Below are 14,989 nucleotides of genomic sequence, written 5' to 3' on the forward strand. Positions count from 1 at the left end.
CTACTCCTGGTCGATGACGCGTGCTCCCGGCGGTAACTCGCGCTGGGTGAGCTCGGGACGCGCGGGGGGCTCTTCCCGGCGTTCGGGCTCCGGCTCGGGCTCGGACGACGTGCTCACCAGCGCCCGCGCCGCGGCCGGAACGCGGCGCAGCCGGGTGGAGAACCGGTTCTCCTCACGCGGCGGGCGGTCGTTCGCGACCATCACCGCGATCCACGGGAACAGCACCATCCCCACCGTCAGCACACCCACCCAGGCCAGTGCGTACGGCACCTCGAGGCTGACCAGGACCGCGGCGAGGATCAAGCACACGACCCGCAGCATCATCAGGCCGAAGTACCGCCACTGACGATCGCGGAGCTGATCGGCGGGGCTCCGCTCGGCCCCGGTGATCACTTCGACCCGAGAACGCCTTTGCACGCGCTCCACCCGCTTCGCTCGGGGGCGCCCGGTCGCCCTAGGGCCGGGTACCGCATCAACCCATCGTTGCACTGCGCACCCGGCGCCGCCACGTGGGCCGTGGGTCAGGCGGGCGCCGGTGCTCCTTGCCGGACGATCGTGCGCTTACCGTTGTTGGCGGGCTCCGGGTCGGTCAGCGGGAGACCGAGCAGCCGCCGGCACCCGTCGACGCCCTCGACCTCGACCGGCGCCAGGCCGTAGCCCTGCTTGTGCAGCGCCCAGCGCTCCCGGGTCAGCCGCGACCAGAGCATGTGGGTGACGATGCCGTCGTGCAGCTCGTAGGTGTCGCCGCACGGGCTGTAGCCGAGCGAGCGGGTGACGCCCAGCGCGGCGTCGTTGCCCTCGGCCGACTCGCTCTCCACCGAGACCGCGCCCAGCCCTTCGAACGCGAGGTGCAGCGCGAGCGCACGCATCGCCTTGCCGTGGCCCTGCCGCCGGTGCTCCTCACCCAGCCAGGAAGACGTCTCGACGATGCGGCGGCGCGGGAAGTCGTCGGCCTTGAGATCCTGCTGGCCGACCAGCATGCCGTCGACGTAGGCGGCGAGACAGATGCGCCACTGGGTGGGCGCGAGCTCCGCCCGCGAGCGCCAGACCTGTCGCAGCACGGCCTGGCCCGCGATCTCCTGGGGCGTGCTCACGCCGCTGATCGGCAGCGTCGGGTCGTGACCGGCCTCGACCGGCACCAGGGCGGCCAGCGCGGGCAGGTCGTCGTCGGTCGGCGGGCGCAGTTCGATGGAACCGGCGCGTACCCGTAGTCCGGACAGTGGCCAGAGCGTCACCGTGCGGCCTCCTTCGCCTTCGCCTTGGCGGCCTTCTTGAACTCGCGGACGGCCTGGAGGGTCTCCGGACCGGTCACGTCGGCGACCGAGCGCGTCGAACCGTCCTCGCCGTAGGCACCGGCGGCCTCGCGCCAGCCCTCCGGCCGGACGCCGAGCTGCTTGCCGAGCAGCGCGACGAAGATACGCGCCTTCTGGTCGCCGAAGCCGGGCAGCGCCTTCACCCGCCGGAGGAGGTCCTGGCCGCTCGTCGCGTCGAGCCAGAGGCGCGCGGTGTCGCCGTCGTACGCGTCGAGCACGTGGGCGGCGACCGCCTGGACGCGGCCGGCCATCGCCTGCGGATACCGGTGCAGCGCCGGCGGGGTCGCGAACAGCGCCGCGAATTCCTCGGGGTCGAACGCGGCGATCGCGGCCGGGTCGAGCCGGGTGACGCCCATCCGGCGCACGAGCTCGTAGGGCGAGGAGAACGCGCGCTCCATCGGGAACTGCTGGTCGAGCACCATGCCGACGAGCAGCGCCAACGGGTCGTCGGCCAGGAACGCGTCGGCATCGACGTCCTGACTCAGACGCAGCGTCACCATGGGACCAGCCTGCCACGTCCGAGGCCCTTCGCTCCCCCGGGGGCGCGAACGCGAATTCGACGGGAGAGGATGGCCGGGTGACGAATCCGTTGCTGACCGCCGACCAGATTCCGGAACTGCGCGCCGCTCTGCGGGACGCGAATTTCACGCCGACCGGTGTCGCCGACCGGCTCGGGGAGACCGCGAGCGGCGCGCTCGGCCGCGGTGAGTTCCTCGCGGTGCGGCACTCGTTGCGTGAGCGCGGCGGCGACGATCCGCTCGGCACGCTGATCGCGCTCTTCCCGACCGGCGGGACCGTGTCCGAGAAGGCCGCCGATCTCGCGTTCGGGACGTTCGGGCTGGCGGGAGCCATCTCCACCGGGTTGGTCGAAAAAGTAGACGACGGCGTCCGCGCGGCGCTCGACCTCTCGCCCTACGGCGACGACGACGGCGACTGGTGGGTGCTCTCGGACCTCGGATCGGACGTCCGCCCCGGCCCGGTCCGCGCCGACCACGTCCTCGGGATCGGCGGCGCGTCGGTGACGCTGGCGCAGTCGACGGTGCGCCCGCGGGTGTCCTCCGCGCTCGATCTGGGCACCGGGTGCGGAGTCCAGGCATTGCACTTGTCCCGGCACGTCGAGGCCGTCACTGTGACGGATCTCTCCGAGCGCGCGCTGCGCTTCGCGGCGACGAATGCCCTGCTTAATGGGTTCAGCTGGGAGTCGCTGGCCGGCGACATGGCCTCGCCGGTGGCGGGGCGGACGTTCGACCTCGTGGTGAGCAACCCGCCGTTCGTCGTCGGGCCGGCCCGGCGCGACCGCATGGTCTACCGCGACTCCGGACGCGCGGGCGACGGGATCTGCTCGGAGCTCGTCTCGGCCCTGCCCGGGCTGCTGAACCCGGGTGGGTACGGCCAGTTGCTGGCGAACTGGCTGCACGTCGAGGGCGAGCCCTGGGAGGAGCGGGTCGGCGGGTGGCTGGAGGCCACTAGGCTCGACGCCCACGCCGTCCAGCGCGAGGCGCTCGACCCGGCCGGGTACGTGGCGCTGTGGCTGCGCGACGCCGGGGAACTGAACACGGCGCGGCGCACCGACGAATGGCTCGAGTGGTTCACCGAGAACCGGATCGACGCGGTGGGCTTCGGGCTGATCAGCGTGCACGCCTCGGGGTCCGCCTCGCCGGTCGTCCGGGTCGAGGAGGCGATGCAGGAGCACGACACGGTGATCGGCCCGGAGGTGGCCGCCTGGTTCGACCGGGTCTCCTTCGTGCGCGGCGCCGACCTGCTGGGGACACGGTTCGTGGCCGCTCCGTCGCTGCGGCTGCGTCAGACCGCGTCGCCGGGCTCCGACGGCTGGGAGGTGGACAAGCAGATCCTGGCGCTGGAATCCGGGTGGCGCTGGGCCCAGGAGGTCGACCCGGTGACCGTGGCGCTCGTCGGCGGGTGCGACGGGTCGGTGACGCTCGCCGACCAGCTCTCGGTGCTCGCCGTCGCGTACGACGCGGAGCCGGTGGCGCTGGCGACGGTGGCGATCCCGCTGGTGGGACGGCTGGTCGAGCGCGGAATGCTGCTGCCGGCATGAGGGCGGTGGTCCAGACCGTTGCGGAAGCCTCGGTGACCGTGGACGACGCCGTGGTCGGGGCCATCGGACCCGGGCTGCTGGTGCTGGTCGGGGTGTCCCGGGACGATTCCGCCGCCGAGGCGTCCGCGTTGGCTCGCAAGATCTACGAGCTGCGGGTGCTCGACGGTGAGAAGTCGGCCTCCGACGTCGGCGCACCCCTGCTCGTCGTGAGCCAGTTCACGCTCTACGGCGACACCCGCAAAGGGCGGCGTCCGTCGTGGAGCGCGGCGGCACCGGCCGAGCAGGCCGAGCCGCTCGTGGACGCGGTCGTCACGGCGCTGCGCGAGCGTGGCGCCACGGTAGAAACAGGTCGATTTCGGACACACATGCTCGTTGCGTCGGTCAACGTCGGTCCACAGACCATTCTTCTCGAGACTTAAGGCGTGTTAAGCCGCCCCAGAAGCCTAGTTAAGACCCGACTCACCGATTCGGTCACTCGTTCCTCCCCCGCCTTCTTTTGCGACCGCGTTACGAATACCGTGCCGATACATGGACGACGTGGCCCTTGTTGCAGCGGTGCAGCGTGGTGATGAAGAAGCGCTGGCCGACCTGTTCGAGGAGTGTCATGCCTGGACCTACTCCACCTGCCTGAACGCGCTCCGCGACACCGACGCCGCCGAAGAGGCGACGGCCCGGGTGTTCGAGACCGCGATCCGGACCCGGCTGGCCGGTGCGTACGCGTTGCGTCCGGCGATGATCCGGTTGATCCACGAGCAGTGCACCGAGGTCGAGCAGGAACGCCAGGCCGGCCGGAGCCGCCGCAAGGCCTCGCCGCCGCCGGCCGCGCCCGACCCGACGAACCTGCGGCTGGTCGCGTGGCGCGCGGCCGGTGACCTCCGGCCGGACGACCGGATCCTGTTCGCGCTCGCGGCCGGGATGGCGCTGAGCAACGAGTCGATCGCGATGGCCGTGTCGCCCGACAAGCCGGCCGCCGTCGTCAAGCGGCTGGACGTCATCCGGGAGCACGTGGTCGCCGACGTCCTCGCCGCGCGGTCGCTCGACGACTGCGAGGCCCTGCGGGACACGCTGCGCTACTCGGCGAAGGAGCCGGACGCCGCCGCGCGCAAGAAGGTGCACGCCCACCTCGCGGGCCGGCGGGGCACGCCCCCATGCCCGAAGTGCGTCACGGCGTACGGGCGCTGGCCGCTGGGCGCGCTGGCGGCACTGCTGCCGCTGACCGCGGTGCCGGCGGGGATGAGCGACCGGCTGCTCGACCGGATGGAGCTCGCGCTGCGCGCCGGGCCGTCCGCGGGGAAGGGCCGCACGCGTGTGGTGATCGACGGGACGATGGCGTCGCCGGGAGCTCCGTCCCGCCCGGCGCCCCCGTCGCCGCCACCCGCGCGCCCGTCGGCACCGGCGTCTCCCGGGCGTCGGACGTCGGTCGGCACCGAGTCGCGGTTAGGCGGAGCCGCGGCGCGCGCGGGTGATGTCCGCTCGGGTGACGTGCGCGGGGACGACGTGCGCGGGGACGACGTGCGCGGGGATGACGTGCGCGGGGATGACGTGCGCGGGGACGACGTGCGCTCGGGTGGGGCCGCGGCGCGCTCGGGTGACGCGCCGGACGCTCGGGGTGGCCGGGTGGGCCCGGTCAGCACGACCGCGGTGCTCGCGGCCACGGTGCTGGTGCTCGGTGTCGCGGGCGTGGTCGCGCTGGCCACCCACCGCTCTCCCGTCACCCCGGCCGAGAGCCTGGTCGCCGACCCGATCCCGCTTCCGCGCTCAGCCGGCGGAACCCTGGTGCCGCGCCCGGTGCCCTCGATCGAGGTCCGCAAGACCACCCGGCCCCCGACCGCGGCGCCCACCCGGACGAAGACTCCGAAGACCTCCCCCGCTGCCTCGATCCGCCCGGTCGCGGGCTCGGCCGCCCCCACCAGGCCCCCGAACCCGTTCGACGGCTTCGGCGCGCTGACGATCCTCGCCCCGGGTTCGGTGGCGTTCTCCGACCCCGACGCGCGGACCGCGGACGTGACCCTGTCCGTGGCGGTACCGGACGGCTTCGACACCGGCCTCCTTGACTCCACGCTCAGCTGGTCGGGCTCCTACGTCCTCAAGCAGGAGACGCAGGACGTCGACCTGGGCAGTGGTCAGGACCTGGCCGCGACCCTCACCGGCGCGGCGCGGTGCACCACGGTCTGGACGGTCACCGCGACCCTCACCCCGCCCAACGGCGCGGCCCAGTACGCCACGACCGAGATCTCAGTGGACTGCTAGGGGCACCAGCAGGGCCCAGAACGGCACCGTGATCGTCACCAGCGCGGCCGCGTAGGACACCGAGCGCAGCAGCAGCGAGGGCGCCGGCGGTTCCAGCAGCCGGCGCACCCGGGGCAGCACGGCGAGGTCGGTGGAGCCGAGCGCTCCGGACGGCGCCCCACCCGCACCCGCCACCCCGACGCGGGCCAGCGCCGCGGCCAGCACGGCCCGGTCGCGCCCGAGGCAGGCCCGGTCGTCGGCGAGCATCTCGACGAGCTGCGCGACCGCGGTGCGCACCCGCTGCGTGCCCGCGAGCCCGAACATCGCGTCCGACCAGGCCGCGAACGGGAGCAGCAGCAGGTCGTGCCGCTCGGCCAGGTGGGCGTGCTCGTGCGCGAGGACGGCGTCCAGCTCGTCGGCGTCCAACAGGGAGAGCGCGCCGGTGGTGATGACGACCCGCGAGCTCGGCCCCGGCAGGCAGTACGCCGCCGCCGCCGGGTGCTCGATCAGCCGCGCGCCGGCCCCGGTCGCCCGGGCCGGGCTCACCCGGTTGGGCCACGGCGTGCTCACCAGGTCGACCAGCTCGCGCTGGCGCGACCGGACCCGGGTGGCCTTCCACGACGACACCGCGGTCATCGTCAGCAGCCAACCCAGCAGACCGACGGCGGCGCCGAGCAGGAAGAGGTGGAATCCGTCGAGGTCGCCGCCGCGCCAGTAGGCGGCGATCGCGGCCGGGAGCGAGCCGCCGAGCGGCGCGAGCGCGGCCGCCAGCACGGCGCCGACGGCGGCCAGACCACCGGCCAGGCCGAGCGCCTGCCACAGCACCAGCACGGCGCGCGGTTCCCGCTGCACCCACTCCGCGCGGGAGAGAACAGCGGGAACCGGACCGATCAACAGGACGGCGACGATGCCGAGACCCGCAATCGTGGGGAGCACGTCGCGGGCCTAAGCCGAGGCCTTGCCTGCCCGGCGCAGAGCCTGATCGAGGGCCCCGGAGAGGGCTTCGGCCTCCTCCGGGCTCACCCGACCGGCGAACCGGACCAGCGCGGCGGTGCGGTCAGCGGCGTCGCCGAGCGCCTCGTCCATCAACTCGGCGATGTAGTCCTCGCGGGTCGCGGTGGGCGTATAGGTGTGGGCCCACCGGTCGCGGCAGCGCTCGACTCTGCCTTTGGACTCGAGCCGGGACAGCACGGTGAGCACCGTGGTCTTCGCCAGCTCACGATTGGCCAGCGAATCGGCCACCTCGCGGGCCGTTCTGGGAGCGTCGGCGGACCAGAGGACCTCCATCACCGCACGCTCGAGCTCGCCCAACCGGGCCATGGGGGGTCTCCTTCCGCCGCGACGGACGCGATCCTCAGTCTACGGAATGTAGAAAGCGAACGAGGAATCGTCCGAACGGACCGCTCTGTCCGGTGGCCGCAGCCGGTTCCCGAAATCGGTGTCGGGTAGCCGACAGTAATCATCGACGGGGCGGGCCAGACGGCGTTAACGCGGATAGCGGCAGGTCATCGCAGTTGCCCTGGCCTGCGGAAGCGTGCACCTCACACGGATCTCACATCTGCCTTACTTCGGCTTCACGGCGAGAGCGCGAATCTGGTTTCCACGACAGACGGTACGCGGGGGCGTCCACCTCTCCCGCGGCACAAGGAGGCGAGCCGGGTGTCCGTTCCGCTCATGTTCGAGGAAGCGTTCGACGTGTACCTCGTGCCTGGTGATGTCGACGCCGACAACGCCGATGTCCCCCGTAGCGACGACGCTGTCTCGCAGTCCCGCATCGACGGGGCCGAGGACGAGCCCGAAACCCCGCGCCGAAGCCGCCGCGGATCCGACGACACCGGCCGCGGCGTCTCCGCCGACCTGGTCCGGGCGTACCTGAACGGGATCGGCAAGACGAAGCTGCTGACCGCGGTCGAGGAGGTCGACCTCGCGAAGCGCATCGAGGCGGGCCTCTTCGCGGGCCAGGCGCTGCTGCGCGACGGCCTCGCCGACGACTACCGCCGCGACCTGGGCGAGGTCGCCCGGGACGGCGTCGCCGCGAAGAACCACCTGCTGGAGGCCAACCTCCGCCTGGTCGTCAGCGTCGCGAAGCGCTACACCGGCCGGGGCATGTCGCTGCTGGACCTGATCCAGGAAGGCAACCTGGGGCTCATCCGGGCGGTCGAGAAGTTCGACTACACCAAGGGCTTCAAGTTCTCGACCTACGCCACCTGGTGGATCCGCCAGGCGATCACCCGGGCGATGGCCGACCAGTCACGCACGATCCGCCTCCCCGTTCACCTGGTGGAGCAGATCAACCGCCTGGTGCGAGCCCGCCGCGACCTCTCGGTCACCCTGGGCCGCGAGCCCTCGCCGGCCGAGCTCGCCACCGAACTGGGCATCGAGCCGTTCCGCGTCGTCGAGCTCCTCGGCTACGACCGCGAGCCGGTCAGCCTGGACCAGACCGTCGGCGACGACGGCGAAAGCCAGCTGGGCGACTTCATCGCCGACACCGACCCGATGAGCCCCGTCGACAACGTCTCCTACGCCCTCCTCAAGGCCGAGGTCAACAAGGTGCTGGCGACGCTGTCCGACCGCGAGCGCGAGGTCATCCGGCTGCGCTTCGGCCTGGACGACGGCCGCCAGCGCACCCTGGACGAGATCGGCCGCGACTTCGGCCTCTCGCGCGAGCGCATCCGCCAGATCGAAAAGGGCACGATGGCCAAGCTCCGCGACCCGCTGCGCGCCGAGCCGCTCCGCGCCTACGTCAGCTGACGGTCCCCACCATCGGCGGCCGCCCCTCCGGGGACGGCCGCCGTTGCTGTTCCTCACGCCGCCCCGGTCAACGCCGAGGGGAAGGGGACCTCGGCGCATTGTGACCTCGCGCCGGTGCGGTGGAACGCGCGTCAGCGAGGGCCGGGCACGCCCCCTGAACGCCGCGGCGGGCGCCGTTCAGGGCGCAGCATTATGTGGACCGAGGGACGGCGGAACGCGGGCCGTTGCCGGGCGGGATCCTTCCGGCACAGAGCGAGGGTGCTCGGGCGGCGCACGAGCCAGCCCACCCAACGCGGCGCGATGCGGTGCGGTGCGGTGCGGTGCCGTCAGTGGCGCGTGCCGGTGCGGGGACGGGCGGCACAGGAGCGGCACGGGTCAGGAGCCGGCGCAGGGCCTAGCAGCGCACGGCCTCGCAGCGCACGGCCTCGCAGCGCACGGCCTCGCAGCGCACGGCTGGGCGGCACAGGAGCGGGGCGTCGCACGGGCAGGACGGCGCGGGACGGCACGGCGCGGGACGGTGCAGGAGAGCGGGGCAGCACTGCGCAGGGCGGGGCAAGAGCGGCGCGGCACTGTGGCAGGGCGGCACAGCGTGGGGCGGTGCAGGAGCGGGCAGCACTGCGCAGGGCAAGAGCAGGAATGGACCGGTGGGGTGCGGGCGCAGTGATTCACACGGGGCGCATGGGCCTCATGAACTGCAGTGATCACTCGGTGAGCATTGGCCTTGCGCACGCAGTGCCCACGCTGAACATAGGGCCATGCTGCGCTTGAAAATCACATTGAGCACAAGGCCCTAAGAGGCACCCGAGCCGCGATGGGCACCGTAAAACGCAAGGCCCACGCCCGGCCCCACAGCCCCGGGGGCCCCAGCCACCCCGGGCCCTACAGCCACCCCGGGCGCAAGGGCCACGCCGGGCGCAGCGCCGTGTACACCGTCGCCCCCAGGGGGTGCGGCGCGTACGTAGGCTTCGCACACGCGCGCGCTCCGTGCGTGGGCCGTGTACACGCGGGTGGTCTGTGCGTGGGGGGCTGTGTACACGCGGGTGCTCCGTGCGTGGAGCTGCGTACACGCGGGTGCTCCGTGTGTGGAGCTGCGTACACGCGGGGCGCTCCGTGCGTGGGCCGTGTACACGCGGATGCTCCGAGCGTGGAGCTGCGTACACGCGGGTGCTCTGTACGCGGGCGCACGCGCTCGGCCTGTGCTCCCGGCAGGCCGGCGGGCGAGGTCAGCGGAGGCGGCGGGCGCCCTCGTCCAGGCGGGGACCGGCGGCGCGTTCGACTCGCACCGTGGAGTGCAGGACCGTGATGCCCTCAGGCGAGGCCAGCACCGGGTTGAGCGTCAACGCGCGCAGCGACGGCAACTCGTCGGCGAGGGCACCGACCCGCAGCAGCAGGTCTTCGCAGGCGGCGGCGTCCACCGGCCGCGCACCCCGGTAGCCGAACAGCATCGGCGACGCCAGCGGCTCACGCAGCAGGTCGGCGGCGTCCCGATCGGTGAGCGGCGCTGCCCGCCACGCACGGTCGCCGATCAGCTCGGTGGCGATCCCGCCCAGCCCGAACCCGACCACGGGCCCGAACGCCGTGTCCTGAACGACCTCGACGACGCAGACCACGCCGCCACGCGCCATCCGCTGCACCAGCACGGTGGGGCTCGGGTTCCCCGACGCCGCCGCGATGCCGTGGTACGCCGCCCACGCATCCCGCGGGGAGTCGACGTCGAGCCGCACCGTGCCCAGATCGGCGCGGTGCCGCAGCGTCTCGTCGGCGGCCTTCACCGCGACCGGGAACCCCAGCTCGGTCGCGGCGGCCACCACCGCGTCGGCCCCGACGACCCGGCGACTCGGCCACACCGTGATGCCGTACGCCGCGAGCAGTTCCGCGGCCTCGTTGTCTTCGAGGTCGACCCCCTCGGGGTGCCGATCGACCGTGCGGCCGACGATCGTCCGCGCCCCGCCGGGATCGATGTCCGGCAGGGACGGCACCTGCCCCGCCGGGGTGCTGCGCCACTCCGCGTACGTCGCCACCTTGCCGAGCGTGCGGGCGGCGGCCTCCGGCGTCGCGTACGACGGCACCGACCCCCTCGCCACCATGAACTCCTGGCTCGGCAACAGCACGGTGCGGTCGGGGTCGAACCCCGTGGCGGCCGGCGTCACGGCGACGGCGGCTTGATCGGCGTCGGGAGGAGCAAGGGGTGCCGACGCGCTGACCGGAACCAGGCGCCGGAGGCGCTCGGGCATGCCGTTGGCGGCCAGGAACGAGGCGATCACCGGGATACGCGCGTCGGCGCCGACCTCGCGCAGCACGTCGGCGTACGCGGACTCGGGCACCGCCAGGGCAGGGACGAACACGACGAGCACCGCGTCGATGTCGGTCGCGTCGACGGCGGAGCGCAGGGCCGCGCGCAGCTCGTCGGGGGTGACGTTCGGGCCCACGTCGACGCGCCAGTCGAGCGGGACCTCGAGACGGTTCGCCTCGCACGCGTCGGTGGCCAACGCGACCAGCACCGCCGAGTTGCCGATCACCGCGGTGCGGCGGCCGGTGGGCAGCGGCTGGTACGCGAGCAACTGGCCGATGTTGAACATCTCGCCGAGCGCCTCGGCCCGGATGACGCCGGACGCGCGGTACAGCGCCTGCAACCCGCGCTCGCCCGGTCCGCCGGTGAGCCCGGGCGTCACGCCGCGGCTCTTGAGCACGACGACCGGCTTGCGCCGGGCGAGCCCCCGCGCCACCCGGGTGAATTTGCGGGGGTTGCCGAACGTCTCGAGGTACATCATCACGACGTCGGTGGCCGGGTCGTCGCGCCAGTACTGCAGCAGATCGTTGCCGGAGACGTCGGCGCGGTTTCCGGCCGATGCGAACGTCGAGATGCCCAGGCCGCGGCGTTCGACCTCGGCCAGCAGCGCGATGCCGAGCGCGCCGGACTGCGTGAAGAAACCGACCCGGCCGCGCCCCGGGACGTGCGGAGCGAGCGTGGCGTTGAGCGAGACCGCCGGGTCGGTGTTGGCCAGGCCGAAGCAGTTCGGGCCGATCACCCGCATGCCGTTGATGCGTGCCATCTCGACGAGCCGGGCCTGGGCGTGGGCGCCCTCCTCGCCGGTCTCGGCGAAACCGCTGGTGAGGATGACCAGACCGGCGACCTGTTTGGCGGCGCAATCCTCGACGACGGCCAGGACGCGCTCGGCCGGCACCGCGATGACCGCGAGGTCGACCTGGCCGGGGATGTCACGGACGGACGCGTGGGCGGGGACGCCGTCGATCTCGGTCGCGGACGGGTTGACCGGGTGGAGCGCCCCCGCGAACCCGGCCGCACGGATGTTCTCGAAGACCGCGCGGCCCATCCCGTCGGGGGTGCGGCTCACGCCCACCACCGCGACCGCCGACGGGTTCATCAGGCGCCGGATCGAGCGGGCCTCGGTACGCCGCTCGCGGTCGTGCAGCACCTCGAGCACCTGCGGGGTCTCACGGGTGTCGAAGGTGAGGTGGACGACGCCGTCGGCGAAGCTGCGGTCGACGTCGTACCCGGCGTCGGTGAAGACGCGGATCATCGCGCCGTTCTGCGGCAGGATCTCGGCCACGAACCGCGTGATGCCTTCTTCGCGGGCGGCCTCGGCAAGGTGCTCGAGCATCACCGACGCGATGCCGCGACCCTGATGGGCGTCCTCGACGACGAACGCGACCTCGGCGGTGTCGGGATCGGACAGTTGCTCGTACCGGCCGACCGCGATGAGGTCGTTGCCGAGCACCGCGACGAGCGCCTCGCGGCCGGCGTGGTCGACCTCGGTGAAGCGCTTGAGGTCGCGCGCGGGGATGCGCGGGTAGGGCGAGAAGTACCGCAGGTAGCGGGTGCGGTCGGAGAACCGTGAGTGCAGCGCGACGATCGCGTCGGCGTCGTCGGGCCGGATCGGCCGGATGTGCACAGTTCCGCCGTCCGACAGCACTACGTCGGCCTGCCGGTGTTCCGGGTACGGCATGGTCTCCCCCGCTTCCACGGCTCCATCATGAGACGTGGTGACGTCCGGGGTGGCCTGCGCCGCGCCGTCGTGCGCCGTCGCCCCACCGCCGCCGGGCGGCGCCGAACCGGCGCCGGGGCCGGCAGAGGTGGGTGAGGCGGAACCGGTGTCGGGCGGGTCGGCGGCCATGTCAGTCGCGGGGGTCGTCGGGGTCGAGGCCGTGGAGCGGGAAGACGGCGCGGCGGGTGGCCAGGATCGCGCGGTCGACCGGGTCGGTGCGCGATCCCGGATCCCATGGCTGGAACGAGGCGTCGGCGCCGTCGCCCATCACGGTGGGCACCTTTGCGGCGGGCCGCTTGGACGACGCGAAACCCCGCCAGGTGTTGGGCGTGGCGCTCGCCGTGCTCATCGGCTCGCCGGTGGCGGTGGCCAGCAGGTGCGACCACGTCCTCGGCACCACGTCGACCAACCCGTAGCCGCCTCCGCCGAACACGACCCAGCGCCCGCCGGTGAGCTCGTGCGCGAGCCGGCGCATCTCCAGCTGCGCCGCGCGCTGGCCCTCGACCGACAGCGTGAGGTTCGCCAGCGGGTCGCGGAAGTGCGAATCGCACCCGCACTGGCTCACCAGCACCTGGGGCCGGAACGCCCGGACCACCGACGGCACCACCGCGTGGAACGCGCGCAGCCACCCCGCGTCACCGGTGCCGGCCGGGAGCGCGACGTTCACCGCGGCACCCTCGGCGTCGGCCCCGCCGATCTCGGTGGGGAACCCGGTGCCGGGGAACAGGGACACCGGCGACTCGTGCAGGCTCACCGTGAGCACGCGCGGGTCGTTCCAGAACACGGCCTGCACACCGTCGCCGTGGTGCACGTCGATGTCGACGTAGGCCACGCGCTCGGCGCCGAGCTCCAGCATCCGCGCGATCGCGATGGCCGGGTCGTTGTAGACGCAGAAGCCGCTCGCGCGGTCGGGCATCGCGTGGTGCAGACCCCCCGACACGTTCACCGCGTGCAGGGCCTCTCCCCGCCAGACCGCCTCGGCCGCGCGGACGCTCATGCCGGTGATCAGCGACGCGGCCTCGTGCATCCCGTCGAAGAGCGGGTTGTCGGACGTGTTCAGCCCCCACCCGCGGAAGAACGGGTCGTGCGGCGCGGCCTGCACGGCGTGGAGATAGGCGTCCTGGTGGACCAGGCGCAGCGTGTCCCGGTCGGCCGGCGGGGCTGCCATGACCGAGACGTTCGGCCGGTCGAGGACGCCCAGGTCGCGGGCGAGCGCCATGGTGAGCTCGACCCGCACCGGATCGAGCGGATGGTCCCCGAAGTTGTAGGTGGCCACCGCCGGATCCCACAGCACGGTGACCGGTGCGGCCTGGGTCTGCGCGGTGATGTCCCGATCCGACGTCTGCGTCACACGTTCATCTCATCACGCGGGGCGGGCGGGCGGACCGGCTGTCCACAACCCGTGCGCGGAGGCCGTGGCTGTGGACGGAACAACGGCGGCGCGCTCGACGCTGGTACGGTGCCCGCGCCGGGGAATCGGAGCAGGTCGTGGCCATCACGAGCCAAATCTTGAACCATTCAAGATAATGGTGGCGGCGGGGTATGCTTGCGGCCTAGAGAAGCCCATGCCTCGCCGGCCCGACCCGGTGAGCTCCTCGGTACCTGGGCAGCGGTGAAAGAAGCGAGGCGGCTGACGTGAGTGACCTGATCGACACCACGGAGATGTACCTGCGCACCATCCTCGAACTCGAGGAGGAAGGGATCACGCCGCTGCGCGCTCGGATCGCCGAACGCTTGCACCAGAGTGGTCCCACGGTGAGCCAGACGGTCGCGCGGATGGAGCGTGACGGGCTTCTGACCGTCCAGGGCGACCGGCACCTCGAGCTCACCGACCACGGCCGCCATCGAGCGGTGTCGGTGATGCGCAAGCACCGGCTCGCCGAACTGCTGCTCGTCAACGTGATCGGGCTCGAGTACGAGGCTGCGCACTCCGAGGCCTGTCGCTGGGAGCACGTGATGAGCGCCGAGGTCGAGCGGAAGGTCTACCAGCTGCTCGGCCGGCCGCGGGTCTCGCCGTACGGCAACCGCATTCCCGGCCTCGCGGAGCTCGACACGACGATCGACGACACCGAGCTCGCGCCTACCGGTGAGGTGACGCTCGCGTCGGCGCCGACCGGTGACGAGGTCGTCATCGAGCGGCTCTCGGAGCAGCTGCAGGGCGACACGAACCTGATCCACGACCTGCACTCGGCGGGAGTGGAGCCCGGGGTCTCGGTCGTGGTCGACCGGTCCGACCGCGATGTGACGCTCACCCACGGCGGCACCACGGTGAAGATTCCGCGGTCGCTCGCGAACCTGGTCTTCGTCACGTCGTCCTGATCCTCGACGCTCCGCGTCCCCGGTCATCGGTCGGGGGCGCTGTCGTTTCTCCGGTCGCGGAGCTCGAAGCGTACGGCGCCGCGTTCGGCTAGGCCGGATCGGGATCGTGCAGCGCGACGTACTCCTCGACCTCGTGCGGCGTCGGGTCGATGCCCGCGTTCTCGGCGAACTCCTCGGCCACGTCCGCCTGGTTGTCCGGATCGACCTCGACGGTGTCGTCCGCTACCGAGTGCAGCTCGTTGTCCGGCATGGCGACGGCCCCTTTCGACGGTGCTGGAGACCGCCCGGTTACCCGGCCCCACCGCGCACAT

At 72.7% G+C, this 14,989-nt stretch carries 13 protein-coding genes; 5 read left to right on the plus strand and 8 right to left on the minus strand.

The window, feature by feature from the left end; translation table 11 throughout:
• From CRYAR_RS31290 to CRYAR_RS31300, 3 genes are all read right to left on the minus strand, one after another.
• Positions 1–417 carry a DUF3099 domain-containing protein gene (locus CRYAR_RS31290; RefSeq protein WP_063725950.1) on the minus strand — a complete coding sequence of 139 codons (417 nt, stop codon included), beginning with the start codon at positions 415–417 and terminating at the stop codon, positions 1–3.
• A gap of 104 nt (positions 418–521) precedes the next feature.
• Positions 522–1,235 carry a GNAT family N-acetyltransferase gene (locus CRYAR_RS31295; protein WP_051571180.1) on the minus strand — a complete coding sequence of 238 codons (714 nt, stop codon included), beginning with the start codon at positions 1,233–1,235 and terminating at the stop codon, positions 522–524.
• Complete coding sequence (locus CRYAR_RS31300) at positions 1,232–1,813, minus strand: HhH-GPD-type base excision DNA repair protein (protein WP_035856874.1); 582 nt, start codon at positions 1,811–1,813, stop codon at positions 1,232–1,234. Before CRYAR_RS31300 ends, CRYAR_RS31295 begins: the two co-directional genes overlap by 4 nt.
• A 77-nt stretch (positions 1,814–1,890) precedes the next feature.
• Here CRYAR_RS31300 and CRYAR_RS31305 point away from each other — a divergent pair, with 77 nt between their 5' ends.
• The 3 genes from CRYAR_RS31305 (at position 1,891) to CRYAR_RS31315 (ending at position 5,622) form a co-directional block, all read left to right on the plus strand.
• Entirely contained in the window at positions 1,891–3,372 is a 1,482-nt protein-coding gene (locus CRYAR_RS31305) for a DUF7782 domain-containing protein (RefSeq protein WP_051571181.1), read from the plus strand.
• Positions 3,369–3,791, plus strand: a complete 423-nt coding sequence (gene dtd, locus CRYAR_RS31310; protein ID WP_035856875.1) for a D-aminoacyl-tRNA deacylase — start codon at positions 3,369–3,371, stop codon at positions 3,789–3,791. Before CRYAR_RS31305 ends, dtd begins: the two co-directional genes overlap by 4 nt.
• 109 nt (positions 3,792–3,900) lie before the next feature.
• Complete coding sequence (locus tag CRYAR_RS31315) at positions 3,901–5,622, plus strand: RNA polymerase sigma factor (RefSeq protein ID WP_157018203.1); 1,722 nt, start codon at positions 3,901–3,903, stop codon at positions 5,620–5,622.
• On the opposite strand, the gene CRYAR_RS31320 is transcribed toward CRYAR_RS31315, so the two are convergent.
• Together CRYAR_RS31320 and CRYAR_RS31325 are read right to left on the minus strand one after the other, a co-directional pair.
• Positions 5,608–6,537 carry a M56 family metallopeptidase gene (locus CRYAR_RS31320; protein ID WP_051571182.1) on the minus strand — a complete coding sequence of 310 codons (930 nt, stop codon included), beginning with the start codon at positions 6,535–6,537 and terminating at the stop codon, positions 5,608–5,610. The two genes, CRYAR_RS31315 and CRYAR_RS31320, sit on opposite strands and share 15 nt — an antisense overlap.
• A 9-nt stretch (positions 6,538–6,546) precedes the next feature.
• Positions 6,547–6,921, minus strand: a complete 375-nt coding sequence (locus tag CRYAR_RS31325; protein ID WP_035856877.1) for a BlaI/MecI/CopY family transcriptional regulator — start codon at positions 6,919–6,921, stop codon at positions 6,547–6,549.
• A 339-nt stretch (positions 6,922–7,260) separates the two neighbouring features.
• On the opposite strand from CRYAR_RS31325, the gene sigB reads away from it, so the two are divergent.
• The gene (gene sigB, locus CRYAR_RS31330) at positions 7,261–8,352 is read left to right on the plus strand and encodes an RNA polymerase sigma factor SigB (RefSeq protein ID WP_342673836.1); all 1,092 of its coding nucleotides are present in this window, start codon (positions 7,261–7,263) and stop codon (positions 8,350–8,352) included.
• Positions 8,353–9,575: 1,223 nt separating this feature from the next.
• Here the strand turns inward: sigB and CRYAR_RS31335 are convergent.
• Both CRYAR_RS31335 and CRYAR_RS31340 read right to left on the minus strand, forming a co-directional pair.
• Positions 9,576–12,488 (minus strand): bifunctional acetate--CoA ligase family protein/GNAT family N-acetyltransferase, encoded by a 2,913-nt coding sequence (locus CRYAR_RS31335; protein WP_084701184.1) that lies wholly within the window; start codon positions 12,486–12,488, stop codon positions 9,576–9,578.
• 1 nt (position 12,489) lies between these two features.
• A complete protein-coding gene (locus CRYAR_RS31340) occupies positions 12,490–13,710 on the minus strand; it encodes an acetoin utilization protein AcuC (RefSeq protein WP_211247730.1) in 1,221 nt (406 codons plus the stop codon).
• A 311-nt stretch (positions 13,711–14,021) separates the two neighbouring features.
• On the opposite strand from CRYAR_RS31340, the gene CRYAR_RS31345 reads away from it, so the two are divergent.
• Positions 14,022–14,678, plus strand: coding sequence for an iron-dependent transcriptional repressor DtxR (locus tag CRYAR_RS31345; protein ID WP_051572277.1), 657 nt, complete (start codon positions 14,022–14,024; stop codon positions 14,676–14,678).
• Between the two features lie 88 nt (positions 14,679–14,766).
• Here the strand turns inward: CRYAR_RS31345 and CRYAR_RS48240 are convergent, their stop codons facing one another.
• A complete protein-coding gene (locus CRYAR_RS48240) occupies positions 14,767–14,928 on the minus strand; it encodes a hypothetical protein (RefSeq protein ID WP_169745103.1) in 162 nt (53 codons plus the stop codon).
• Between the last annotated feature and the right edge of the window lie 61 nt (positions 14,929–14,989).

It is taken from the genome of Cryptosporangium arvum DSM 44712, from assembly GCF_000585375.1.
Lineage (GTDB): Bacteria > Actinomycetota > Actinomycetes > Mycobacteriales > Cryptosporangiaceae > Cryptosporangium > Cryptosporangium arvum.

Excerpts from the sequence above, each read along its gene's own strand:
- CRYAR_RS31300 (WP_035856874.1), bottom strand. The coding sequence starts at position 1,813 with ATGGTGACGCTGCGTCTGAGTCAGGACGTCGATGCCGACGCGTTCCTG.
- dtd (WP_035856875.1), top strand. The coding sequence starts at position 3,369 with ATGAGGGCGGTGGTCCAGACCGTTGCGGAAGCCTCGGTGACCGTGGAC.
- CRYAR_RS31315 (WP_157018203.1), top strand. The coding sequence starts at position 3,901 with ATGGACGACGTGGCCCTTGTTGCAGCGGTGCAGCGTGGTGATGAAGAA.
- CRYAR_RS31325 (WP_035856877.1), bottom strand. The coding sequence starts at position 6,921 with ATGGCCCGGTTGGGCGAGCTCGAGCGTGCGGTGATGGAGGTCCTCTGG.
- CRYAR_RS31335 (WP_084701184.1), bottom strand. The coding sequence starts at position 12,488 with ATGGCCGCCGACCCGCCCGACACCGGTTCCGCCTCACCCACCTCTGCC.
- CRYAR_RS31345 (WP_051572277.1), top strand. The coding sequence starts at position 14,022 with ATGTACCTGCGCACCATCCTCGAACTCGAGGAGGAAGGGATCACGCCG.
- CRYAR_RS48240 (WP_169745103.1), bottom strand. The coding sequence starts at position 14,928 with ATGCCGGACAACGAGCTGCACTCGGTAGCGGACGACACCGTCGAGGTC.